The sequence below is a fragment of the Pueribacillus theae genome (genome assembly GCF_003097615.1).
Lineage (GTDB): Bacteria > Bacillota > Bacilli > Bacillales > UBA6769 > Pueribacillus > Pueribacillus theae.
Window position 1 is genome coordinate 22,703 of record NZ_QCZG01000010.1, and the last position, 24,748, is coordinate 47,450.

Annotated in this window: 21 protein-coding genes; 4 read left to right on the top strand and 17 right to left on the bottom strand. The window is 39.9% G+C overall.

Annotation, left to right across the window (positions count from 1 at the left end; all coding sequences use genetic code 11):
* Window positions 1–5 precede the first annotated feature (5 nt).
* The 14 genes from DCC39_RS19575 to racE form a co-directional block, all read right to left on the bottom strand.
* The gene (locus tag DCC39_RS19575; RefSeq protein WP_116554096.1) at window positions 6–2,030 is read right to left on the bottom strand and encodes an ABC transporter ATP-binding protein; all 2,025 of its coding nucleotides are present in this window, start codon (window positions 2,028–2,030) and stop codon (window positions 6–8) included.
* Window positions 2,031–2,042: 12 nt separating this feature from the next.
* Window positions 2,043–3,599, bottom strand: a complete 1,557-nt coding sequence (locus DCC39_RS06555) for a class I adenylate-forming enzyme family protein (RefSeq protein WP_116554097.1) — start codon at window positions 3,597–3,599, stop codon at window positions 2,043–2,045.
* A gap of 78 nt (window positions 3,600–3,677) precedes the next feature.
* Complete coding sequence (locus DCC39_RS06560) at window positions 3,678–4,079, bottom strand: MaoC/PaaZ C-terminal domain-containing protein (RefSeq protein ID WP_116554098.1); 402 nt, start codon at window positions 4,077–4,079, stop codon at window positions 3,678–3,680.
* Entirely contained in the window at window positions 4,057–4,524 is a 468-nt protein-coding gene (locus DCC39_RS06565; protein ID WP_116554099.1) for a MaoC family dehydratase N-terminal domain-containing protein, read from the bottom strand. The genes DCC39_RS06560 and DCC39_RS06565 overlap by 23 nt, the downstream gene beginning before the upstream one ends.
* Window positions 4,525–4,556: 32 nt before the next feature.
* Window positions 4,557–5,318, bottom strand: coding sequence for an SDR family NAD(P)-dependent oxidoreductase (locus tag DCC39_RS06570; protein WP_116554100.1), 762 nt, complete (start codon window positions 5,316–5,318; stop codon window positions 4,557–4,559).
* 24 nt (window positions 5,319–5,342) lie between these two features.
* A complete protein-coding gene (locus DCC39_RS06575; protein ID WP_116554101.1) occupies window positions 5,343–7,511 on the bottom strand; it encodes an acetate--CoA ligase family protein in 2,169 nt (722 codons plus the stop codon).
* A gap of 23 nt (window positions 7,512–7,534) precedes the next feature.
* The gene (locus DCC39_RS06580) at window positions 7,535–7,930 is read right to left on the bottom strand and encodes a Zn-ribbon domain-containing OB-fold protein (protein ID WP_240613563.1); all 396 of its coding nucleotides are present in this window, start codon (window positions 7,928–7,930) and stop codon (window positions 7,535–7,537) included.
* Between the two features lie 3 nt (window positions 7,931–7,933).
* Entirely contained in the window at window positions 7,934–9,073 is a 1,140-nt protein-coding gene (locus tag DCC39_RS06585) for an acetyl-CoA acetyltransferase (RefSeq protein ID WP_116554102.1), read from the bottom strand.
* A 125-nt stretch (window positions 9,074–9,198) separates the two neighbouring features.
* The gene (locus DCC39_RS06590) at window positions 9,199–10,368 is read right to left on the bottom strand and encodes an acyl-CoA dehydrogenase family protein (RefSeq protein WP_116554103.1); all 1,170 of its coding nucleotides are present in this window, start codon (window positions 10,366–10,368) and stop codon (window positions 9,199–9,201) included.
* A 2-nt stretch (window positions 10,369–10,370) separates the two neighbouring features.
* Window positions 10,371–10,982 carry an MBL fold metallo-hydrolase gene (locus DCC39_RS06595; RefSeq protein WP_133243472.1) on the bottom strand — a complete coding sequence of 204 codons (612 nt, stop codon included), beginning with the start codon at window positions 10,980–10,982 and terminating at the stop codon, window positions 10,371–10,373.
* Window positions 10,983–11,400: 418 nt separating this feature from the next.
* Window positions 11,401–13,092 carry a sigma-54 interaction domain-containing protein gene (locus DCC39_RS06600; protein ID WP_116554105.1) on the bottom strand — a complete coding sequence of 564 codons (1,692 nt, stop codon included), beginning with the start codon at window positions 13,090–13,092 and terminating at the stop codon, window positions 11,401–11,403.
* A 234-nt stretch (window positions 13,093–13,326) separates the two neighbouring features.
* Window positions 13,327–14,538: an MFS transporter gene (locus DCC39_RS06605; protein WP_116554106.1), complete on the bottom strand. Its 1,212-nt coding sequence runs from the start codon at window positions 14,536–14,538 to the stop codon at window positions 13,327–13,329.
* Window positions 14,539–14,732: 194 nt separating this feature from the next.
* Window positions 14,733–15,929, bottom strand: coding sequence for an MFS transporter (locus DCC39_RS06610; protein ID WP_165820790.1), 1,197 nt, complete (start codon window positions 15,927–15,929; stop codon window positions 14,733–14,735).
* 219 nt (window positions 15,930–16,148) lie between these two features.
* Window positions 16,149–16,943 carry a glutamate racemase gene (gene racE, locus DCC39_RS06615; protein ID WP_116554108.1) on the bottom strand — a complete coding sequence of 265 codons (795 nt, stop codon included), beginning with the start codon at window positions 16,941–16,943 and terminating at the stop codon, window positions 16,149–16,151.
* A gap of 524 nt (window positions 16,944–17,467) precedes the next feature.
* Between racE and DCC39_RS06620 the strand changes: the two genes are divergently transcribed.
* The 4 genes from DCC39_RS06620 to DCC39_RS06635 all read left to right on the top strand — a co-directional run bounded on the left by DCC39_RS06620 (window position 17,468) and on the right by DCC39_RS06635 (window position 21,357).
* Window positions 17,468–18,517, top strand: a complete 1,050-nt coding sequence (locus DCC39_RS06620; RefSeq protein WP_116554109.1) for a sulfate ABC transporter substrate-binding protein — start codon at window positions 17,468–17,470, stop codon at window positions 18,515–18,517.
* A 74-nt stretch (window positions 18,518–18,591) separates the two neighbouring features.
* Window positions 18,592–19,425, top strand: a complete 834-nt coding sequence (gene cysT, locus DCC39_RS06625; RefSeq protein WP_116554110.1) for a sulfate ABC transporter permease subunit CysT — start codon at window positions 18,592–18,594, stop codon at window positions 19,423–19,425.
* Between the two features lie 15 nt (window positions 19,426–19,440).
* On the top strand, window positions 19,441–20,280 hold the full coding sequence (gene cysW, locus DCC39_RS06630) for a sulfate ABC transporter permease subunit CysW (protein ID WP_116554111.1): 840 nt from the start codon (window positions 19,441–19,443) through the stop codon (window positions 20,278–20,280).
* 15 nt (window positions 20,281–20,295) lie between these two features.
* Window positions 20,296–21,357 (top strand): sulfate/molybdate ABC transporter ATP-binding protein, encoded by a 1,062-nt coding sequence (locus DCC39_RS06635; RefSeq protein WP_116554112.1) that lies wholly within the window; start codon window positions 20,296–20,298, stop codon window positions 21,355–21,357.
* A gap of 338 nt (window positions 21,358–21,695) precedes the next feature.
* Here the strand turns inward: DCC39_RS06635 and DCC39_RS06640 are convergent, their stop codons facing one another.
* From DCC39_RS06640 to sdhA, 3 genes are all read right to left on the bottom strand, one after another.
* Window positions 21,696–21,917 (bottom strand): helix-turn-helix domain-containing protein, encoded by a 222-nt coding sequence (locus tag DCC39_RS06640; RefSeq protein ID WP_116554113.1) that lies wholly within the window; start codon window positions 21,915–21,917, stop codon window positions 21,696–21,698.
* A gap of 144 nt (window positions 21,918–22,061) precedes the next feature.
* A complete protein-coding gene (sdhB, locus tag DCC39_RS06645) occupies window positions 22,062–22,823 on the bottom strand; it encodes a succinate dehydrogenase iron-sulfur subunit (RefSeq protein ID WP_116554114.1) in 762 nt (253 codons plus the stop codon).
* Window positions 22,820–24,595, bottom strand: a complete 1,776-nt coding sequence (gene sdhA, locus DCC39_RS06650) for a succinate dehydrogenase flavoprotein subunit (protein WP_116554115.1) — start codon at window positions 24,593–24,595, stop codon at window positions 22,820–22,822. The genes sdhB and sdhA overlap by 4 nt, the downstream gene beginning before the upstream one ends.
* Window positions 24,596–24,748: the final 153 nt, after the last annotated feature.

Here is a 24,748-nt window from a genome sequence, read left to right on the forward strand (position 1 = left end):
CCCCCTCAATAAAGATGACATGAAACCGTATGACCCGGCAAAACCTCTTTCAAAATCGGTTTCTTCTGTCTGCAAATATCAAGTGCTTTCGCACACCGTGTATGAAATTTGCATCCTGAAGGCGGGTTTGACGGACTTGGCACTTCTCCCTTTAATATGATTCGTTCCGGCTTTTTCTCTGGATTAGGGACTGGAACCGCTGAAATAAGCGCTTGCGAATAAGGATGAAGCGGTTTGTGAAACAACGTCTCTGCTTCTGCAACTTCCACAATTTCACCCAGATACATGACGGAAACACGATCGGAAATATATTTCACAACGTTTAGATCATGTGAGATAAAAAGATAGGATATGCCCATTTTTTGTTGTAAATCTTTGAGCAAATTCAATATTTGCGCTTGGACTGAGACATCAAGCGCTGAAACAGCTTCGTCACAAATTAATAAGTCCGGGTCTGTTGCAAGCGCACGCGCAATGCCAATTCGCTGGCGCTGTCCTCCCGAAAATTGATGGGGGAATTTTTGAATATCGTTGCGTGAGAGACCGACCGTCTCAAGCAGTTCAACAATCCGTTCGCGCTTCTCCTTTCCTTTTGCAATGCCATGAACTTCAAGCGGCTCCCCGAGAATATCCATAACTGTCATTCTGGGATTCAGGGAACTGTACGGATCTTGAAAGACAAATTGCATGCGTTGACGCAGCTTTTTCATTGTTTGGCGATTAGCACGTTTGATGTCTTGGCCTGAAAATGTTACAACACCATCTGTCGGCTTTAATAAACCAGTGATTAAGCGCCCGGCTGTTGATTTGCCGCAACCCGACTCCCCTACGAGTCCAAGTGTTTCCCCTTCATAAATCGTAAAGGAAACACCATCAACCGCCCGGACATGGCCGACTGTTTTTGAAAAAATTCCTTTTGTTATCGGAAAATGCTTTTTTAACTCTTTTACTTCAAGCAGGACATCGCCTATTTTTCTTTCATTTGACGGGGTTTCAACCGCTTCCTCTTCTTCCTTTTGTTGCACTGTTAAAAGCATTTCTTTGGCCATGTTTTCATCTTTAAGCCAACATTTGCTGAAACGCTGTTCGCCAATCTTGAACATTGGAGGTTCTTTCGACTCGCAAATGTTTGCGGCATATGGACATCTTGGGTGAAAACGGCAGCCCGAAGGCATATCATTTAAGCTAGGAACCGAACCTTTAATCGCTAAAAGCTGTTCACTTTTTTTCGTTTCAATGCGTGGGATGCTTTTTAATAGCGCTTCAGTATAAGGGTGTTCGGGTTTTGAAAATAATGTGTAGACATCGGCTTGCTCCACGACTTGCCCCGCATAGACAACAACAACGCGGTCCGCCATTTCAGCTACGACACCGAGGTCATGTGTGACAAGAAAAATTGCTGTGCCAAATTCAGCTTGCAGCTTTTTTAAAAGCTCCATAATTTGGGCTTGAACTGTCACATCAAGCGCCGTTGTTGGTTCATCTGCAATAAGCAGATTGGGCCGACAGGCAAGTGCAATGGCAATCATGACTCTTTGCCTCTGTCCTCCTGACAATTGGTGAGGGTAGCTCGTCATCCTTTCTTCAGCATCAGGAAGGCCGACAAGACGAAGGAGTTGCAGCGCGCGCTCATAGTATTCTTTCTTTGATAAATCTTCGTGTATTTTTACTGCTTCTATAATTTGATCTCCAATCGTATAAACCGGGTCCAGACACGTCATCGGATCTTGGAAGATCATCGCAATTTCTTTTCCTCTAATTTTCCGAATCTCTTCATCTGATAATTCATTCAAATTCACATCATTGTACAAGACTTTGCCTGAAGAGACTTTGCCTGAATTTTCCAATAAACGCATGATGGATAAAGCAGAAACGCTTTTTCCTGATCCGGATTCACCAACAATTGCGACAGTTTCTCCCTTGGATATATGAAAAGAAACACCGTTAACTGCTTCTAAAGGTCCTAATCGTGTTTTGAAGACCGTTTTCATTTCATCAACATGAAGCAAAGCCGTTGTTTCTTTACTCATTCCATAGCCCCCTTAGTTTGCGTTTTTACCTAAGTTTGAATAGCCGATATCAGCCACCATTTCCTTTAACTTTATTTTTAATATTTTTCCTACACCGTTTCTCGGCAATTGCTCAAAGAATAAAATATGCTTTGGCGTTTTGTATTTAGCCAGGTGCTTTTGACAATAGTTTATTAAATCGGATTCTGTTACTTGAACTCCTTCTCTCTTAACGACACAAGCAGCAACCTCTTCTCCCATACTGTCAGAAGGTATACCGATAACTGCTACCTCTGAAACTGCTTCATGTTTGGAAAGCAGCTCTTCAAGGTCGCGAGGATAAATATTGAATCCACCGCGGATAATTAAATCCTTTTTACGGTCAACAATGTACAAATAGCCATCTTCATCCACCTTCGCCATATCGCCAGTATATAGCCAACCATTTCGAAGGGCTTTTTTTGTTTCTTCTTCATTCCGATAATAACCAGGGGTAATATTTGCACCTTTTACAATTAATTCGCCTACTTCTCCTGCTGGAAGCTCCTCTCCGTCTTCATTCACAATCTTTATTTCAACTCCTGGAAGCGGAACCCCAACAGAACCTTCTTTAATTGGCATATCTTTACGCTGTGTAGCAACACCAGGCGAAGCTTCCGACAAACCGTATGCATCACGCACCTCCGCTTGAAACTTCGCTTTAAAAGCAGCTCTTAGGGTTATAGGAAGCGCCGCTGAACCAGAGCCAACAGCCTCCAGGCTCGATAAATCATACTTTTCTGAATTTTTACTTGAAACCATTGCATGAATCATGGCAGGAACGGCTGCAAACGATTTGACTTTATGTTTTTCAATCGCTTTAAAAACTTCATCCACCTCAAATTTTGAAAAGATAACAATTGAGTTTCCGCGATAAAAACAGCCATTCATCACGCCAAAACCGTATACATGGGCAAGCGGCAACACACCAAGCGTCGTGCCACGATCTTCATCAGACATCAATTCGTCACTTGCTTCTAAATTCGCCGAAAGATTTCTGTGAGTCAGCATGACGCCTTTCGGTTTTCCGGTTGTTCCTGAAGTATAGAGAATAACAGCCAGATCCGATTCTTCTAATTCAAAATCTACATGATACGCTTCAAGATCTTGATTCATGGCCTTTTGCCAATCAATGACCTCAACATCTTCAATTTGGCTGCTTCCATCTACACAAATAATTTTCGGTTTGTTTGGCAATGTTTTCGTGGCTAATGCAACTTTTGGAAGGGTGTCTAGGGAAGTAATAACTGCACTGGCACCTGAATTTTCCAATATAAAATTAATTTCATTTTCATGCAGCAAATACATTACAGGTATAACAATGGCTCCTGACCGTAGGATGGCTTGATAAGCATAGATGACTTCCGGGCGATTAGGCATGCATACGAGAACACGATCGCCTTTCTTAATTCCTGTTGCGCGTAAAAGGCGCGCAAATTGCTTCCCGATTTTTTCTATTTCAATGTTTGAAATTTCTTTATCTCCATAGTATAGAAAAGGATATTCGCCATATTTCGAAATATTCTCATGAATAAGGTTTGTCAGCAGCATGCTTGCCCTCCTCTATTTCTCATGTGTCCCCTTTTCTAAGAAAAGGGGGATTTCTTATAAACATTAATCAAATAACTTTCAGTGCAGACGGAATACGACATTACCCATGACTACCGCTTTCCCCTTTTGATTTGTTGCGTTCACCTCAAAGTGAAGATCATTCTCTTTTTTATCTATTAATTTAGCTTGCAATGTCACGACATCATTTAAAAATATCATTCCAGCGAAACGGACGGTATACTTTTGAACAAAACCTTCTCCAATGTAGGCGGTGAAAAGTTTGCTTAAATTACCCATCGTCCACATTCCATGTGCAATGATGCCAGGCAATCCTGTTTGTTTAGCCGTATCGTCAATCGTATGAATCGGATTATAATCCCCTGAAGCTCCAGCATATTTTATCAGGTCAATCCTTGAAACAGGGTCGAGTGTCTGTAAAGGCGATGACTCTCCTATGTTAAGTTCTGAGATTTTCAGCATGTTTCATCCCCTTTCTTACCGTTTCCGTAATGATGATGATTGATTTACTAGAAAATATTTCATTGCCTTCTTTATCTTCACCACTATTTTTCCTGACCATAAAACCGAGTGATCCATTGCTTCCTTGCTTTTCGTAATAGTCGGTTACTTTGGAATAACAATACACTTCTTCGCCGACGAACAGCGGCCTCACGTATTCAAATTCCTGCTCCCCATGAATCAAACCTGCTTTTGGCAGCCCGGAATCCTGAATTCTGCCGTAATCAAATGTGATTGGAAAAGTTGGGGGTGCAATATTCGTTTTATACTTCGTATTCGAGGCGAATTCTCTATCAATATAGATGGGATGCGGATCTCCGATCGCCTCAGCGAATTTTTTTACTGCGCCTCTTTCAACAAGATTAAGAACTTTTTCAGAGGACTTGCCGATCAAATGTTTATACATAATTACCATCACCTTTACCGTTCATTTCAAAACTACACATTTGGCCCACCTGAAACATACAGGATTTGTCCGTTGACATAGGAGGATTCTTCCATCGCAAAGAATGCGACGGCGTTCGCAATATCTGCGGGCTTTCCGCTTCGCCTAACAGGATTCCTTTCAGCACTTCGTGCAATCATGTCGTCAAATGATACCCCAATTCGTTCGGCGGTTGCTTTTGTCATATCCGTTTCGATAAACCCAGGGGCAATCGCATTCGTTGTAATTCCATATTTACCCAATTCAATGGCAAGTGTTTTCGTAAATCCTTGCAATCCTGCTTTTGCGGCAGAATAGTTTGCTTGGCCCCGGTTCCCTAGTGCTGAAGTGGATGACAAATTTATAATTCTGCCAAATTTATTTTCCACCATGCTTTTTTGTGCTGCTCTGGCACAGTTAAAAGCTCCTTTTAAATGCACATTCATAACAGTTTCCCAATCTTCATCTGTCATCTTAAACAATAAATTATCACGCAGAACGCCCGCATTATTAACAAGCGTATCTATTTTGCCATATTGCTTCTCAGCCGCTTCAACTGCAACATTGACTTGATTTGAATCGGAAACATCAGCTACCAACTCAAGAACATCGTATCCTTCTTCCTTAAATTCTTTTGCCGTTTGGGACAATGCCTCTTCGTTTACGTCCACAAGGCATACCTTTGCCCCTTCCTCAGCTAACTTTAGGGCTACTCCCTTTCCTATCCCTCTGCTCGCTCCAGTTACAAATGCTACTCTTCCTTCAAAACGTTTCATACAAACCCCTCCTTCAATACATTTTTATTTTGTTAATGCTTTGCTATGTTTCCATTTCATCAGGGCATCTAATGCTTCGACCTGTTCCCCATTCACCCAAATGGGGTTAATTTCAAGTTCCTCTAGGATATCGAAGTTACTCATTGCAATTTCAGTAATTCTATAAATGACTTCCGCAATCTTATCAAGATTCGCACCCGCTTTTCCGCGTACTCCTTCTAAAATTTTTGCTCCTCGTAATTCGGTTAGCATTGTTTTAATTTCAGATTGGTTGACTGGAAGAACTCGAAGACTAGTATCTTTTAACACTTCAACAAATATTCCACCTAAACCAACCGCCAAGATTTGTCCCCATAAAGGATCCTTTATGATACCTACTAATAATTCAACCCCATTAGAACGCATAGGACTTACAAGTACACCCTCTAGCTTACTGCCTGGAGCACGTTTATTTACATTATCGACAATGGAAGAATAGGCACTTTTTACTTCATCCGTGGTTTCTAAATCAAGGATGACTCCACCTATGTCACTTTTATGGGCAATATCACTTGATTGTACTTTTAAAACTGCCGGAAAACCAACTTTCTCCGCTGCGGCTGCAGCTTCATCCGCATCATTTGCAATGATTCCTGGAACGACTGGCACCCCTCTTTCTTGTAAAAACTTCCGTGCGTGAAATTCTGACCATTCACCAAGAGGCTTATCATTTTCGTGACTTGAAACCTTTAATTCATATTTAACCGTTATTTTAAATTCTTCGGGGTCAATCTCTTTCATTTGCTTATATTTTTCTGCCCACCAGACAGCCTTTCCAATCGCAGTCATACCATGTTCCATACCACCTAAGAAGTGAAGATTATATTTTTCAATGACTTGTTTTCCGTAAGGTGAAATATCGACGTTAACATTCATCATAGGAATAATAGGGATTTTTGAACTCTTCGAAAGATCAGATATATTTTTAAATTGTTGGTCTATCAGCTCTAGGTTTGGTGGTTCCACTCTTGGGGGTTCAACCATAAATAGTATGACATCAAAACTTTCATCTTCTGATACAGCTTTCAGAGCGCGTCTAAGTAATGTTCGGTCAACGACAATATATCCTGTCACATCTAGTGGATTATGAATCGTTGAAAAAGACGGAACAATCTTTTTAAGTTTTTCTACCGTGTGGGGCTGGAATTCAGGGAGTTCAATTTGTTCATCCATCGCTCGATCTGCAAGAATATCACAAGCTCCACCAGAAGGCGTAACAATACCTAATCGCCGGCCTTTCGGAGCTGGAAAATACCCTAGTAAACCAGCAGTGATCATTAAATCTTCCAAAGAGTGCACACGTATGACCCCAAGTTGGCGAAATAACGCATCGTTAACAGCGTCATCTCCAACTAACGCACCTGTGTGGGCCATGGCAGACCGGGCACTTACTTCACTGCGGCCAATTTTAAATACAACAATTGGTTTTCCGCGCTTTAATGCTTTTTTGGCTACACGAACAAATTCCTTAGGTTCCCTAATGGATTCCAAAAACATTGCAATCACACGTGTTGCATGATCCTCAATTAAGTAATCAACAATATCTGTAGCGGATATCATCGCTTCATTCCCCATGGAGGTAATAAAGCTTAAATCAATCCCCCTTACCCTTGCAGTGCTTAGGACAGAGCTTGCCAATGCACCGCTTTGCAACACAATCCCAACAGGGCCCGTCTTTATGGGCGTTTGAATCGGCAAACCGTAGGGAACGGTTGAATCGGTTGCATTAATGTAACCATTCCCATTAGGCCCTAATAGTAATTGGTCATGTTGGCGTGCAAATTCTACCATTTCTTCTTCGAGTGCGGCACCTTCCTTGCCCGTTTCACTAAAACCCGCCGTTAAAATCACGAGATTTAAAATGTTTTTTTCGGCGCAATCTCTCATGACATCAAGCACTTTATTCGTCGGAACCATAATAAAAGCTAAATCAATCGGATTTTTAATATCCAATAGGGATTTGTATGCTTTTTGCCCATGTACAATTTCATGATTTGGATTAATTAAATACACAGGGCCTTGAAAGTTTGTATTTTTAAGATTTTCAAAAGTGAATAAAGACCAATTCGATTTATCTGTCGCCCCAACAAGAGCGACACTTTTCGGAGAAAAAAATTTCCGCAGCCTTTCGGGTTCAACCCTTGTATGGCTCAATGGCAGTCACCCCTTTACTAGTGCTATTCCAATTCAAAATAAGGGAGAACAAGATCGTCCTTTAGCTGATGGAATGTCACTTTTACTCGCTTATTGATTGCAATTTGTTCACGTTCGCCAACAATTCGCGTTAACATTCTTACCCCCTCATCAAGATCAACTAAAGCTGCCACAAATGGGACATCGTCTTTAAAAGGGCCAAACGCTTGATGGATCGTCGTATAGCTGTAAATTGCCCCCCTCCCGTTGGACTGCTTCCACGAAATGTTATCCGAAAAACAATGGGGACAAATCGAACGGGGATAAAAAATATGCTTAGCGCAATCATCACACTGTTGAATCATTAATTCATTTTTCTTTAATCCATCCCAAAACGGCCGTGACTCCTCATCGATCGTGTCTTGAATCTTTTGAACCACCGCTTAATCCCTCCCCAAAATGACAGTTGATGTCGACGATAAGACGCCACCCGTACCATGTACTAAAGCAATCTCCGCATCTTTCACCTGGCGTTCGCCGCATTCATTCCGAAGTTGCCTGACCCCCTCAATGAGCAGGAAAATACCGTACATGCCAGGGTGGCAATAAGATAGGCCGCCGCCATTTGTATTCATCGGAAACGCTCCTCCCGGAGCCGTGCGTTGTCCACTTACAAATGCCCCGCCTTCTCCGGGTTTACAAAATCCTAAAGATTCGAGTGTTAAAAGGACAGTAATCGTAAATGAATCATATATTTCAGCGACATCAATTTCATCGTGAGTCACGCCTGCCATCTCAAAAGCCGCCGCCCCCGACTCCCGTGCGCTCGTAACGGTAAGATCCGGCATGTTACTAATCGTATGATGAGATTGGGACTCACCATGCCCTAAAATCCATACAGGCGATTTTTTCAGGTTGGAAGCCACTTCTTTTGAAGCTACAATAACGGCGCCGCCGCCATCTGTGACTAAACAGCAATCCAATAGATGGAGCGGTTCGGCAATAAGGCGGGAATTCAGTACATCAGAAATTTCAATCGGTTCTCTTTTGTACGCTTTTTCATTTAATGATGCCCATTTTCTAGTAGCTACAGCGATTTCGGCAAGCTGCTCCGAAGTTGTTCCGTATTCATACATATGCCTCTGTGCTGCAAGAGCATATGATCCAACTGTCCCAGGCAGCCCAAATGGCCGTTCATATTGCCCTGTTAAAGGATTTGAATACGACACATTGATTGGATTCGTCCGATTTGTACTTCCATACGTGATTAAAGCAACATTAAATAATCCTGCTTTGATACCTGCTGCAGCATGGCCGACATGCGCTTCAAATGAGGATCCTCCAATATTCGTCGAATCGGTATATTTCGGGTTAATGCCTAGATATTCAGCTAACATGAGAGTAGGTGCCCACGCCCAGTTTCCTGCTGTAAATAAGGCATCAACATCATCCTTTGTCAGACCAGCATCATCTAGTGCAGCTTTTGCCGCTTGTGCTTGAAGCTGCAAAACATTTTTGCCAGATGCCTTCCCCAAACCCGATTCGGCAACACCGACGATGGCGGCGACTCTTTCAGAATTCAAATCCCAATCAGTCCTTCCCATAAGTAATAAAGAAAAGTTGGCAGGGCAGATTTTACAACATATAAAAACAGCCCCGTATTTTTATAATTTAGTATATTTTGAATATTATCTTGCCTTTATATATATTAAGCTAGCAGCTCCCCTACTTTCACATGCCCTTTTAATAAATTTCGAGCAATTGTGCGACGTTGAATTTCATCGGTTCCTTCGAAAATTCGCAATAGCCGTAATTCACGATACCAACGTTCAATCGGCAACTCTTTCGTATAACCCATACCACCATGAATTTGCAAGACGCGATCAACAACCTTATTTGCCATAATTGCCCCATTTAATTTTGCCATCGAAGCCTGGTGACGAGCATCAATGCCATTCTCCGCCATCCATGCAGCACGGAAAACAATCCACTTTGTTGCCTCGATTTCGACTGCTGAATCTGCAATCATCCACTGGATCGCTTGCCGTTCAGCAATTGGTTTTCCGAAGGTTTCCCTTGTTTTTGAGTAGTCGATTGCCATTTCTAATAATCTTTCAGCTGTACCAACGGCGCGTGCCGGAATCATAATTCGTCCATTCCCAATCCATTTCATCCCTAGATGAAAGCCTTTCCCTAATTCTCCTAATATATTTTCTTCAGGAACCCTAACATTATCGAATATAAGGCTTGCCGGTCCCCACTCTCCCATCGTGTGAATATATTCTGACTTCCAGCCCATCTCACGATCAACAAGAAAACAAGTGATGCCTCCATTCGATCCCTTTTCCTTATCTGTTACAGCAAAAACCATCGCAAAGTCTGCTTCGTTTCCGTTTGTAATAAAAACCTTTTCCCCATTTAAAACCCATTCATTCCCATCTTTTACAGCAGTCATTTTTATATTTCTTGCATCGGACCCTGCACCGGGTTCAGTAATTGCAAAACACGAACGGCGCTCACCGTTAATGACTGGGATTAAGTATTTCTTTTTCTGATCTTCATTGCATTCGTAAAGAATGTTGTCGGCGGAACCGCCAAAGCTGAAAGGGACGAATGTTCTTCCCATTTCCATTGCGATTAAGACGGTCATAATAGGTCCTAGCTCTGCTCCACCATATTCCTCTGGTGTATTAATTCCCCAAAAACCCAACTCTTTTGATTTTGCTCGAAGGGAATCAAGTTGTTCTTTCGATACGCCAACCCTTCCTTCTCTCTCGTTTTTTAAAACTTGCTGTTCAAGAGGGAGTAACTCTTTGTTAACGAAATCACGTACGGTACGCTGAATCATTTTTTGTTCATCTGTTAATGTAAAATCCATTATCATTCATCTCCTCTAATTTCATTTATTTGGTGGTGACTGTACGCATGTTCATTAAGCATGCTATCGATGACAGGAATATGGCCAATATAAGGATTACCATGGCTGGGATAAATCGTTTTAAAAGGCAAGTCACGCACCTTCTTTAAAGACTCTCTGAATTTTAATAAAGATGAAAGTTTTTTTTCTTTATCCTCTAACGAGGAAATGATTGCATGGGGAGAAACCTTTTGTAAAAGAAAATCTCCAACAAAAGCATCTCCTAATGTTTGATCCCACAAACAAATATCGGATTGGCCGAGGCCAGGGACATCAATGACTTTAAAATGTCTGCCACCCGCAATAATGCAATCTCCATCTCTTAAGTACTTGACATTTTTCCAATCACATTCTGCGCGTTCATGAACAAAAACCGGGACATTTACCTCTTTTTGGAGTAAGCTAAGACCGCCAGCATGGCTATCATGCATATGGGTAATAATGACTTGTTTTACATCCTGCAAAGCGCATCCCATTGAGATTAAGCCGCTTTTTAATTGTTGAAACGATTGATATGTGGGGAGTCCCGTGCCGATTAAAGTCATCGGTTCACCGGTCATCACGTAAACGTTCACACTCCTATTTAAATGATTCGTTGCAATTTTTATTTGCAGTATATTAGAAACGACAACTCCCCCTTTCAATGAAAAACTACGTTTTCACTTATTAAGGAAATGCTCTAAATACTTTTTCATAATAGGCGAATCTCGAACTTGTCAAACCCATAAATAACCCCCTTAACATGATTTGATTATTTTATATGCAAAAGCCATGCCATTCTTTTTAATATTCCGTATATTCTGATGCCATTTTTTTAAATAGGCTTTTTAATCGTGTTTTTTTATAGAGATTTATTTTAAGAAATTCTAGGTGGAGAAAAAAACAAAGTGGGAACTCTAAAATTTTAAGTTGTTTTTGACTTATTAAGTTTTTTTTAACTTATAAATTTAACTTAATTGGTTTACCTGCATCATTAGTTTACATGAGATAATTTCAAGAGGAGTGATGTTGTACAAGTAAATTGTATTTTTTTAGTTTCCTGACAATTGTCGTTTGGCTTGTCTTTAATTCTCTTGCAATTTTATATGTACTGCCAAACTTCTCCAATGCATTTGCTAAAAGATAACGCTCCACTTCCTCCACCGCTTCTTTCAATGGCTTTATCCCCATATCATTGACTTTTACAGCTTGATCTACCAAATCCAAAGAATCTACTCTTATATTTTGATACTCTTCTGGAAGATCGCTAAATTTTATCATGTTGTCTGGTATAGTAAGAATTAATCTTTCCACTAGATTAGATAATTCCCTAATGTTGCCCGGCCATTCATAGTTGTAAAAAAATTCTTTCAAGTCTTTATCAAATACTTTGTTGAAATGATACTTTTCATTGTTCTTTTCGATCAATGATTGGACGAGAGGAAGTATTTCTTCTTTCCGTTCCCTCAAAGGAGGGATATGGATAGGGACGACATTTAATCGATAGTACAGATCTTCTCTAAACTCCCCTTTCCCTACCAATTCTTTTAAATTACGATTCGTTGCAGCGATTAACCGTACATCAATTTCTTTTGGTTTTGTGGAACCGATTCGTTGAATTTGTTTTTCCTGTAAAACACGAAGCAATTTAACCTGTAATACAAGGGGTAATTCCCCTACCTCATCCAAAAATAATACACCTTTATGGGCCAATTCAAACATGCCAGGCTTTCCGGACTGCTTCGCACCTGTAAAAGCACCGGCTTCATAACCGAACAATTCAGATTCCAAAAGGTGATAGGGGATGGCTCCGCAATTGATTTTAATAAGTTTGCCTTTTTCATTTCGATCGCTCGTTCGATAAATATGATTGGCCAAAACATCCTTTCCTACCCCTGTTTCTCCTAAAATTAAAACGGTAGCATCGACGTTTGCAATTCGATCAGCCGTTTCGAATATTTCTTTCATTTTTTTACTTTTTACAATGACATCCGATTTTTTTATGTTATCTAGTTCTCTTTTATAACGATTTTTTAATTTTAATGCGTTATTTAACTCATTATAAATTTGATTTAGTTCTGTAAGATTCCTTACGAATGTAACGACTTTATAGATTTCCCCTTCATCATTAATGACCGGTATGGCCGTTTTAAGGTTTAAAGAATCAATTTCAGCAACAGAACTGACCATCTCCCCTTTTTGAAGTACTTTTAAAGTCATTGACTCTTTAAACTTCCCTTTTCTCACAAAATCTTTTACGTTTTTTCCAATAAAACTTTCTTTCGGATATCCGGTTAGCTTTTCAATATTTGAGCTCACCCTTAATGTATTCCCATCTCGATCTGTAATATAAATGACGTCGAGTGAATTTTCGATAATTGTTTCATACAGTTTTTTTAAATCTTGCAATTCATGCATCTTTTGTTGAAAAAACTCGATAAACTGACCCTTCATAACGAAATAAACAATAAACGCTTTCTCTTCTTTTTTGAAAAACTCCGGCAGCAGTAAATATGGCTTATTTCTTAATTTGGCAACAACTAGATTACCGTCATACATTTCCCATTCACTGAACAGTGTTTTTATATCTCCTTGGACAGGTCTATTTTTAGCTAATCGGCAAAAGGATTGGTTATAACTTTCAATTACACCGGTATGATCCGTAACAATAACGGGAAATGGAAGAATTTCTAAAAAATCGAACATTTTTTTCACTTCTCCCTTCAATTATAAAAAGAACAAAAGAACTGAAGAACGCTCAACATTGTTTTTACTCGCATTCGCTCGGAAGGTCTCGGAGTGTCTAAAATATATCCTTGCCAAACTCAAACCAACTGTGTTTAAAATTCTTTTGTTTAACTTATATAATTAGCGCGATTATAAAAATACTTATCCACCAATTGCTGTCTTACGGACGATTGAGCCATAATAAAAAAGTTCTTACTGTTGTTTTTGCTCTCCAATATTTTTAAGACTTTCCTCTTTCATTACTGAAACTTGAAATCCTTCTTTTACAGTTAGTAAAATCATGATGAATAATAAAAGAGTGATGAATGCAGAGCCTAAAAAAGGAGCTGCAATATGGATCGAAAATACCGCTCCGCCCCATAAAGGCCCTACAATCCGGCCAAGACTGTTCATAGATGACTGCATCCCCATCGTTACACCTTGACCATATTGTGCTCGTTTTGATAAAAGCGATAATATTGTCGGATTAACACAAGCTTGACCGAAGCCCGTAAACAAACATCCTAAAACTGTGATTCCGAGATGCGGTGAAAAAGCAATCGTTCCAAACCCAAGTGTAATCAAAAGCAACCCTGTCTTTGCAATTTGCTCCTCTTTAAATAAGTGGTAAAGCCTCTCCAATAAAAAAAATTGAACGATAACTGATATTCCAGCTTGTGTGCTAAACGCCAAACTTACGAAAAACGGGGTAGCTTGAAAACGTTCAATCATAAAATAACCAAACAATCCGAAGAAACTCGAAGCGGCCATCGACACTCCAAATGTGACGAGATATAGCTGCCAATATCCTTTTTTTGCAATCATTCCAAATGACCGAAACAGAGCATGTTTTTTTCTTTTTATCGCATTTTTTTCATGAGGTTCCCTCAGATATTTCATAGCAAATGGCAACGTCAAAAATGCTAACGATCCGGCGACAATGAATGGAGCTATGACGCCAAAAGGGGTAAAGAACGCTCCTACTGCAGGACCACAAAGAAAGCCAAGGCCATTTAACGCTCCCATTTTCGCAATCGCAATATTCCGATTTCTCCGATCCGTTGAATCCGAAACGATCGAGAAAACAGCCGGGTGCGTCCCTGAGGATAAAGCAGCACCAATCATTCTTGCCACTAGAAGCTGCCAATAAGAATTTGCGAAGATTAAAAGAAAAAAAGCTACTGTAAATCCAAGCAAGCCAAAAATTAATACAGGTTTTCGCCCCCATGTATCTGCAAGTCTTCCCCATAAAGGAGCGGTTATAAGCTGTGCAAGAGCCCAACCTGTAATCAACGATCCCATTTGAAAAGAAGTTAAACCTAACCGTTCAGCTAAAAATGGAAGTGTAGGCAGAACAATCCCGTAGCCAGTCATTGATAAAAACATGATGAACCCAAGCAAAAAAAATACCTTTTTCTCCATCATGGCTTTTCATCTTCTTTCCGTTTTTTTAATGGCTTTTAACTTTTTGAGATCCCCCTTCCTCATCAGCAACATTTTATTCGATAAATGTGAAACGAATTACTGTCATAAACTAATGAGATTTTATTCGTACACAAGCTAAGCAATCAACCAAACTTGAAACAATTCAATATTTTTTAAATATTTCCGGGGAAATTCTACATTTTTCCTTTAAAATCTTCGTTTTCAATTAATAGGCTTTGTCCGCTTTTTTTCTGTTGAAGGACGATCATGATAAGTACTGCAACAATAATAAGTGCCGAACCAAAGAAAGGGATAGCGATATTGGCTGAAAAAACTAAGCCGCCCAGTAAAGGTCCGACAATTCTTCCTAAACTATCCATCGATTCATTCATGCCCATTGTTACACCATGGCCATAGCTTCCCAGTTTTGAAAGCAATGATACAACAATTGGAATAACACATGCTTGCCCAAGCCCAATCATCGAACTCCCAAGTACAGCAACCAACCAATGTGGAGAGAGCGCAATTAAAATGAAGCCAATGGAACAAATAACTAACCCATACTGTTTTAATCTTTCTTCATTCCAAATCCGATAAAGCCTTTCCAATACAAAAAACTGAACAATAACAGCCGTACCCGCTTCTGCACTAAAGACGATACTGACAAGGCCAGGTGACGATTCAAAACGGGCAATCATAAAATATCCGATCAAACCAAAAAAACTAGAAGCCGCCATTGAAAGTCCTAAAGTAACGAGATATAACTCCCGATATCCTCTTTTTGTAAGCATCGAAAAAGACTTTAAGTAAGACGTTTTTACTCGAATAAGTGTATGAACGCTACTCGGTTCTTCAAGGTATTTCCATGCAAAAGGTGTGGTTATAAAAGCAAGAGTACCTGCAACAATGAAAGGCAATTGGACACTAAACTGTGCAAAAAAACCGCCAATGGATGGACCGCATAAAAAGCCCAGGCCATTGATTGCTCCCATTTTTGCGATCGCTACATTGCGATGTTCTTGGCTTGTTGAATCGGCAACAATGGAAAGAACAGCAGGGTATGTACCAGCGGAAAGCGATGCCCCAATCATTCGAGCCAATAAAAGCTGCCAATAACTATTGGCGAATAATAAAAGATAAAAAGCAATTCCAAATCCGATTAAACCGCAAATTAATACCGGCTTTCTTCCAATCTTATCAGCAAGCCTTCCCCAAAAAGGCGCAGCAATTAATTGAGCTGTCGCCCATCCCGTTATGAGAGTTCCCATTTGAAAAGAAGTTAACCCAAGATTGTCAGCTAAAAAAGGCAAGGAGGGAAGGACAATTCCATAGCCAGTCAGCGTCAAAAACATAATAAAACCCAGTAAAAAGAATACTCTCTTATCCATCATTGTCGTCATCCGCTTTCAAATGAACCATAAGTATAATTTGTAAAAATTTAAATATTTCATGATTCTTATTATATCGGGAATCTTTTTTTCTGCAATACCTACGCTAACGCGTTCTTTCTGGAAGTGAGAGGCGAAAGGTTAGATTTGTTTAAATTGAGAGACCTGCCAATTTACACTTTCTTATTAAAAAAAAACGAAAGAAACATCTTTCGTTTTTAATCAAAGACTAATTTCAATAATGTTGTCTAAAATTGTGTCAAACCATTGATTAGCAATTGCGGAAAAAACATCGCTGCTTCCTGTCGTAAAAAACTTATGCTCCGGGTGTTCTTCAGTTGTATGTAATTCACTATGATACAGGATGGTGCTAACTTCTCTTGCAGTTTCATCCCCTGAAGAAATAATCGCTACATTTTCCCCGATTGCTCTTTGAATAAGCGGTTGTAATAACGGATAATGTGTGCAGCCCAATATAAGTGTGTCAATCGAAGTTTGTTGAAAAAAAGATAGCTGTTCACGTACAATGCTCATTGCTGCTTCCCCATCGAGACAATTGCTTTCAACGAGCGGAACAAAAGGTTTACATGCTTTGCTATTTATTTCAACACGGCTATTTATGCTTTTTAATGCATGCTCATAAACTTTGCTATTTATTGTTCCTTCCGTGCCGATAACGCCGATTTTTTTGTTTTTTGTTACTTTTAGGGCGCTTCGCGCTCCTGGATGTACGACGCCGATTACAGGAATATTTATTTTTTCTCTAATGGTGTCGAGCGCAAAAGCTGTCGCTGTATTGCATGCAATGACAAGCATTTTAATCCCTTTTTCCAGTAAGAAACTGACCATTCCCCATGTAAATTCGATCACTTCATCCTCAGAACGTGATCCGTAAGGGCATCTTTTCGTATCTCCTACATAATAGATTGTTTCCTTTGGAAGCTGCCTCATCATTTCCTTAGCAACTGTTAACCCGCCAACACCTGAATCAATGACTCCGATTGGATTATTATTCACAATATTCGCCTCTTGTTTTTCTAGTAATAAAAGTCTCACGTTTCCATTTTGCTTTTTTTTTCAATCAGTTGCAAGGCAATTTGGTTTTTGTAACAGAAATAATAAGTATATTACTTTTTTAATATTCTTATCTATGTCCTATGCATTGAGCTTAAAAATGTATTGACATTTTTTAAAATAATCGCTACTATGCATTTATATATATCCTATTGGAATAGTTTGTTTTAAGTTTGCTGATCAGTCAACTGAAGGCTCTATGAGAACATACATAAGTATGATTTCATGGAGTCTTTTTTATTTCAATGAGAACGGAGGTGAAAATATGCCAAACCATGGAATTGAAAACCAAAAAATTCGATTGCCACAAAGAAAATACAGCCAATTCAACAATTGTAATCAAGCTTACTTCGTTAATCAGACAGCCTTAATAAATCAATCTTTTAGTAACATTCATTAGTTGATTTGACTATTATAATGCAGTTTATTGTTTCGAAAATATTTGAAAGCGAGGATAATTAATTTTAATGAAAGTAACTTTAACCAAATTTTTCAGCGTTGCCGTTTCTGTCATCGTCATTTTAACTGGGTGCAATACAAAAGAAACGAATCAAGACGTAACTGCAGGAGATAAGAAAAAGCTAGAAATTTTAAATGTTTCTTATGATCCGACTCGTGAATTATATGAAGAATTTAATCAAGAATTTATTAAATATTGGGAAAAAGAAACAGGGCAAAAAGTGGCCATTCAGCAATCACATGGAGGATCTGGTAAACAAGCCCGATCTGTAATTGATGGTTTAGAAGCAGATGTCGTAACTCTTGCTCTTGCCGGTGATATCGATGAAATTGCGAATACTCGCGATCTGTTGCAGAAAGACTGGCAATCACGCCTGGAACATAATTCTACGCCGTATACTTCAACGATTGTTTTTTTAGTTCGCAAAGGGAATCCAAAAAACATTCAAGATTGGGATGATCTGACGAAAGAAAATGTTTCGGTCATTACACCGAATCCGAAAACTTCCGGAGGCGCCCGCTGGAATTACCTTGCCGCTTGGGCGTATGCAAAAGAAAAATATCATAATGATGAAACAAAAATTAAGGAATTTGTAAGCAAAATTTATAAAAATGTAGAAGTTCTCGACTCTGGTGCACGAGGTGCTACCACTACATTTGTTGAACGCGGTCTCGGTGATGTATTAATCGCTTGGGAAAATGAAGCCTTCTTATCAATCAATGAGTTAGGAAAAGAAGAGTTTGAAATAGTCGTCCCCACTATTAGCATTTTAGCCGAACCGCCGGTAGCAGTGGTTGATAAGATCGCCAAAAAAAAAGGGACAGCTGAAGTCGCAGAAGCCTATCTAAAATTTCTATATTCAGATACCGGACAAGAAATTGCAGCAAAAAACTATTACCGTCCCCGTGATGAGAATATTCTGAAAAAGTACACAGATCAATTTCCGGAAATTAAACTCGTCACAATTGATGAAGACTTTGGCGGCTGGAAAAAAGCCCAAGAAAAGCATTTCAATGATGGTGGCACATTTGATGACATTTACTTGCCTCAAAAATAATTTTTAAAAATTGATGGGTGATTGTCTCAGTTTGTTCAATGAGACATCCCCATCTTCGAAACGAAGGTGACAGCATGAAGAAGAAAAACAGGAAAATAAAAAGACTCAGTGTATTCCCTGGGTTTGGATTATCACTTGGGTTTACAATGCTTTATATTAGCCTTCTCGTACTATTGCCACTTTCAATGATTTTCTTTTATACATCCATGATGAGTTGGAGCGAATTTTGGGAAACCATTGTTGAACCTCGAGTCGTAGAATCTTATAAATTAAGTTTCGGTGCTTCCTTCATCGCCGCATGCATAAATGCAATCTTTGGCGTCATCATCGCTTGGGTGCTCGTTCGATACCAATTCCCCGGCAAGAAATTAATAGATGGACTCGTGGATTTGCCTTTTGCCTTGCCGACTGCCGTTGCAGGGATTGCGTTAACAACACTTTATGCTGAAAACGGCTGGCTCGGACAATTTTTTTCTTTTAAAATTGCCTTTACTCCAATTGGAATTACGATCGCCTTAATCTTTATTGGACTGCCATTTGTCGTCAGAATGGTGCAACCTGTTTTACAAAACTTTGAAACAGAATTGGAAGAGGCATCAGCCATTTTAGGGGCAAACCGGTTGCAAACTTTTTTAAAGGTCATCTTTCCAGAATTACTTCCCGCTATTATAACTGGCTTTGCACTCGCTTTTGCAAGGGCGTTAGGCGAATATGGCTCTGTTATTTTCATTGCAGGAAATATGCCAATGAAAACAGAAATTACACCGCTTATCATCATGACAAAACTTGAGCAATATGACTACACAGGAGCAACTTCAATTGCTGTGGTGATGCTCATTATGTCGTTTATCATTCTCTTGTTTATAAACGGGATGCAGTGGTGGTCAAATAAAAAATTCATGCAATAGTAAGGGGGATTTACAATGGCGGGATACGTTGGTAAATCAACGGCAAATTCTGAACCGTTCTTCATTCGGTTCATTCTGATCATCCTAACAATCACGTTCTTAAGCATATTCTTAATCTTGCCGCTCATTGCGATTTTTATGAAAGCTTTTGATCAAGGTGTGAATGCTTACTTAGCCTCTAATGCAGATCCAGATGCACTCTCAGCGGTTAAACTAACGCTGCTCGTAGTTTTGATAACCGTACCGCTTAACACTCTGTTCGGCATCATCGCTGCTTGGCTAATTACAAAGTTTGATTTTAAAGGAAAAAGTATATTAACGACAATCATCGATATTCCATTTGCGGTTTCACCGGTCATAGCAGGTCTTGTTTTCATCCTCCTATTTGGAGCTCAAAGTTTACTAGGGCAATGGCTCATTTCACATAACATTCATATTATTTTTGCTGTTCCTGGAATTGTCCTTGCCACACTTTTTGTGACGTTTCCATTTGTTGCAAGAGAATTACTTCCAGTCATGCAAATGCAAGGGAAAGCTGAAGAGGAAGCTTCTTTATCATTAGGGGCAAATGGATTGAAAACTTTTTTTTACATTACGTTACCAAATATTAAATGGGGGCTTCTGTATGGGATTATCCTTTGTAGCGCACGCGCCATCGGTGAGTTCGGAGCAGTTTCCGTTGTCTCAGGCCATATTCGCGGCTTAACAAATACAATGACGCTGCATATAGAAATTTTATACAACGAATATCAATTTACAGCTGCATTTGCAGTCGCTTCACTTATGTCGATCCTCGCGATTATTACGCTCCTCATAAAGAATTTTATTGAATGGAAATCTAAAATCCAATCGTAAAAGGGGCCAAGATCAATGAGTATTTTAATCGAAAATGTTACGAAAACATTCGGTTCTTTTCATGCACTGAAACAGATAAATCTTGAAATTCAAACAGGTGAACTCGTAGCGCTATTAGGACCATCGGGTTCAGGCAAAACGACTCTGCTTCGAATTATTGCGGGGCTTGAGGATCCCGATGAAGGGATCATCCATTTTGGAAAAAAAGAAATTACACATCTTCATACTGCAAAGCGAAAAGTCGGGTATGTTTTTCAACATTATGCACTTTTTAAACATATGACGGTATTTGATAATATCGCATACGGTTTAAAAGTACTTCCCAAAAAAACACGTCCTTCAAAAAAAGAAATCGAATCAAAAGTGAATAAACTACTCCAACTTATTAAACTTGAGGCATTTGCGAACCGTTATCCAGCACAATTGTCAGGGGGACAAAAACAGCGGGTCGCATTAGCAAGAGCGCTAGCCGTCGAGCCAAAGCTGTTGCTGTTAGATGAGCCTTTTGGAGCATTGGATGCAAAGGTAAGAAAAGAACTTAGACGATGGCTAAGGCAACTGCATGATGACTTTCAGATCACAAGCATTTTTGTCACACATGATCAAGAAGAAGCGCTTGATGTAGCGAATCGAATTGTCATCATGAACGAAGGCAAAATCGAACAAATTGGAAGTCCAGACGAAGTATATGAACAACCAAACAGCCCATTTGTATACAATTTTTTAGGCAATGTCAATGTATTTAAAGGAAGAGTGCAAAATGGAAAACTTTTTAACGGGGATGCTGAATTGCCAGTACCAGATGTTACTCATTCGGAAAACGATCAAGCACTTGGCTATGTTCGCCCACATGAATTATCCATCGTACGGAATGGTTCATTAAAAGAAGCAATAAAAGCGACAATTGCACATATTCATACAGTCGGAAGAGCGGTTCATATCGAATTGAAAAGAAAGGATACGAATCAATTTTTAGAAGTTGAATTAACAAAAGAAGAATACGAAGATTTAAAGCTTCGAACAGGAGAAGAAGTTTTTGTAAAGCCTAAACATCTTCAAATTTTTAAGGGAAATTAATAAACACCTCCTGAACATAAGTACAGGAGGTGTTTTCGATTTTAAGTCAAATGCTCGGAGAAGAACAAAGTGGAGTTGCTCACTTTGTTTGACAAAAACCCAGATATATCAAATGAACAAAAGATTTTAATAGCAATCTTTTGATAGCTAAACGAAGAAACCGAAGATCGGCCAACATTGCTTTTCCTTTCAGTCGTTCGGAAGGTCTCGAAGTGTCTTGAGAAAGCATCTTTGCCAAACTCAGACCAACTGTGTTTAAAATTCTTTTGTTCAACGTATATATGTTTATCATTATCGAAAAAAGAACCCGGCTTCCAGGGAAGGAAACCGGAATTCTTCTATATTTCTAATTCCCCAAGCCTTAGTAGCTCGACTACCGCTTGAGAGCGCCCCTTCACTCCTAATTTCTGCATTGTATTTGAAATATGGTTTCTTACCGTTTTTTCGCTGATAAATAATTCTTTCGCGATTTCTCTTGTCGTTTTGTCTTGGACTAGTAGCTCAAATACTTCTCGTTCTCTTTTCGTAAGAAGCGGTTTCGGTCGATAACGATTTTTCAACGGTTCCACCCTCCTTGCGCGGGCTTTAGGAACTGTTTTCAAAAGAGATAGGTTTAGTCTCAATTAGTATATGACTTGTTGCATTTTCATGTGAAAAAAAAGAAAAGCCTCCTTGGGGGAGACTCTATTGTAAAATTATAGATTTTAAAGGTTGTCGCTTCCAAAGAAGTTTTTGAACATCTGCAGTGTCGTCGCTCTATTCATTGAAGCAATCGACGTTGTAAGCGGAATGCCTTTCGGACATGATTGAACACAGTTTTGTGAGTTTCCGCAGTCTTCTATTCCGCCCTCACCCATTAATGCGTTAAGCCGTTCTTCTTTATGCATTGCGCCTGTTGGATGAGTATTAAACAGACGGACGAGAGAAAGTGCAAAAGGCCCAATGAAGTCGGATCGATCGTTTACATTCGGGCATGCTTCTAGACAAACACCGCACGTCATACATTTCGACAATTCATATGCCCATTGTCTTTGTCTTTCAGGCATACGTGGACCAGGTCCTAAATCATAGGTTCCGTCAATCGGAATCCACGCTTTAATTCGTTTCATTGCATTAAACATGCGGCTCCGATCAACGACTAAGTCGCGAACAACCGGAAAAGTCGCCATTGGCTCAAGACGTATTGGCTGATCCAACTTATCAACGAGGGCTGTACAAGATTGTCGCGCTTTTCCATTAATCACCATTGAACAAGCACCGCACACCTCTTCAAGACAATTCATTTCCCATTGAACAGGCGTTGTCTTTTCCCCTTTTGCATTCACCGGATTCCTGCGTATCTCCATTAAAGCGGAGATGACGTTCATGTTCGGTCTATAAGGAAGTTGAAATTCCTCCTGATAAGAGGAAGACTCAGGTGAGTCTTGGCGAGTGATGATAAATCGAACCATTTTTTCTTCACTCATTTTTCATTCCCCTCCGCTACTTCATGTTTTTTCGTATAGTCGCGTTTCCGCGGTTTAATTAGTGAGACATCAACATCTTCATATTCAAAGTCTGGGGCATTTTTCTCTGGGTTAAAGATGGCTTTTGTCGTCTTCAACCATTCATCGTCGTTCCGTTCAGGGAATTCAGGCTTGTAATGTGCCCCGCGGCTTTCATTACGGTTGTAAGCGCCAAGTGTAATGACACGAGCAAGCTGAAGCATGTTCCAAAGTTGGCGAGTGAAGAATGTTCCTTGATTGCTCCATTTTGAAGTATCGTTAATATTGATGCGTTTGTAACGATCCATTAATTCTTGGATTTTTTCATCTGTTTCCAATAACTTTTTATTTTCGCGAACGACTGTAACATTGTCTGTCATCCATTCCCCAAGTTCTTTATGAAGGACGTATGCATTCTCGCTTCCATCCATCGCAATAATGTTATCAAATTTCTCTTGTTCTTGGCGTGCTTGGCGATCAAAGACATCAGAAGAAATATCTTCACTCGACTTGTCCAATCCGCTAATATATTCAACCGCATTCGGCCCAGCGACCATTCCACCGTAAATTGCCGATAGAAGTGAGTTGGCGCCGAGGCGGTTCGCACCATGCTGAGAGTAGTCACATTCGCCTGCAGCAAACAGACCCTGAATGTTTGTCATTTGGTTGTAATCAACCCACATTCCGCCCATCGAATAGTGGACAGCAGGGAAAATTTTCATTGGAACTTTACGCGGGTCGTCTCCTGCAAATTTCTCATAAATTTCAATAATCCCGCCAAGTTTAACATCAAGCTCATGCGGATCTTTATGAGATAGGTCAAGATAGACCATGTTTTCGCCGTTTATCCCAAGTTTTTGATTGACGCACACATCAAAAATTTCCCTTGTTGCAATGTCACGCGGCACAAGGTTTCCATATGCCGGATATTTTTCCTCTAGGAAGTACCACGGTTTCCCATCTTTGTATGTCCAAACCCTTCCGCCTTCCCCACGGGCAGATTCACTCATGAGGCGAAGTTTATCGTCCCCTGGAATTGCCGTCGGGTGGATTTGAATAAATTCACCATTCGCATAAATAACACCTTGCTGATAAAGAGAAGCAGCAGCAGATCCAGTATTGATGACAGAGTTCGTTGATTTGCCAAAAATAATGCCAGGACCACCAGTTGCCATAATAACAGCATCGGCTGAGAAAGATTTAATTTCAGAAGTTTTCATATCTTGAGCGACGATTCCGCGACAAACTTCGTCATCATCAATAACAGCTGATAAAAACTCCCAGTTTTCATATTTTGTAACAAGTCCTGCGACTTCGTGGCGGCGAACTTGTTCATCCAATGCGTAAAGCAACTGTTGGCCGGTTGTTGCACCGGCGAATGCGGTTCTATGATGCTGCGTACCGCCGAATCGACGGAAATCAAGCAATCCTTCAGGTGTTCTATTAAACATTACACCCATACGATCCATCAAATGGATAATGCCTGGAGCAGCTTCACACATCGCTTTAACTGGTGGTTGATTCGCAAGGAAATCACCGCCATACACTGTATCGTCAAAATGAATCCAAGGCGAATCGCCTTCACCTTTCGTATTTACAGCACCATTAATTCCACCCTGTGCACAAACAGAGTGGGAACGTTTCACAGGTACGATTGAAAAAAGATCGACGTTTACACCGGCTTCTGCAACTTTAATTGCTGACATCAAGCCTGCTAAGCCACCGCCGACAATGATAACATTTCCTTTGCTCATTGTGTCAGCCCCCTTCGAACTTCTATTCTAATAATCAATTGCGCCTCGGCGTAATTGCGTCCAGATTTTTATCGAGCTAGCTCGATAAACTCCACTAAAAAACCTGTGACATCCGCCGGAGGCTTTAACTTTATTTAGCAGGGTTTCAACCCT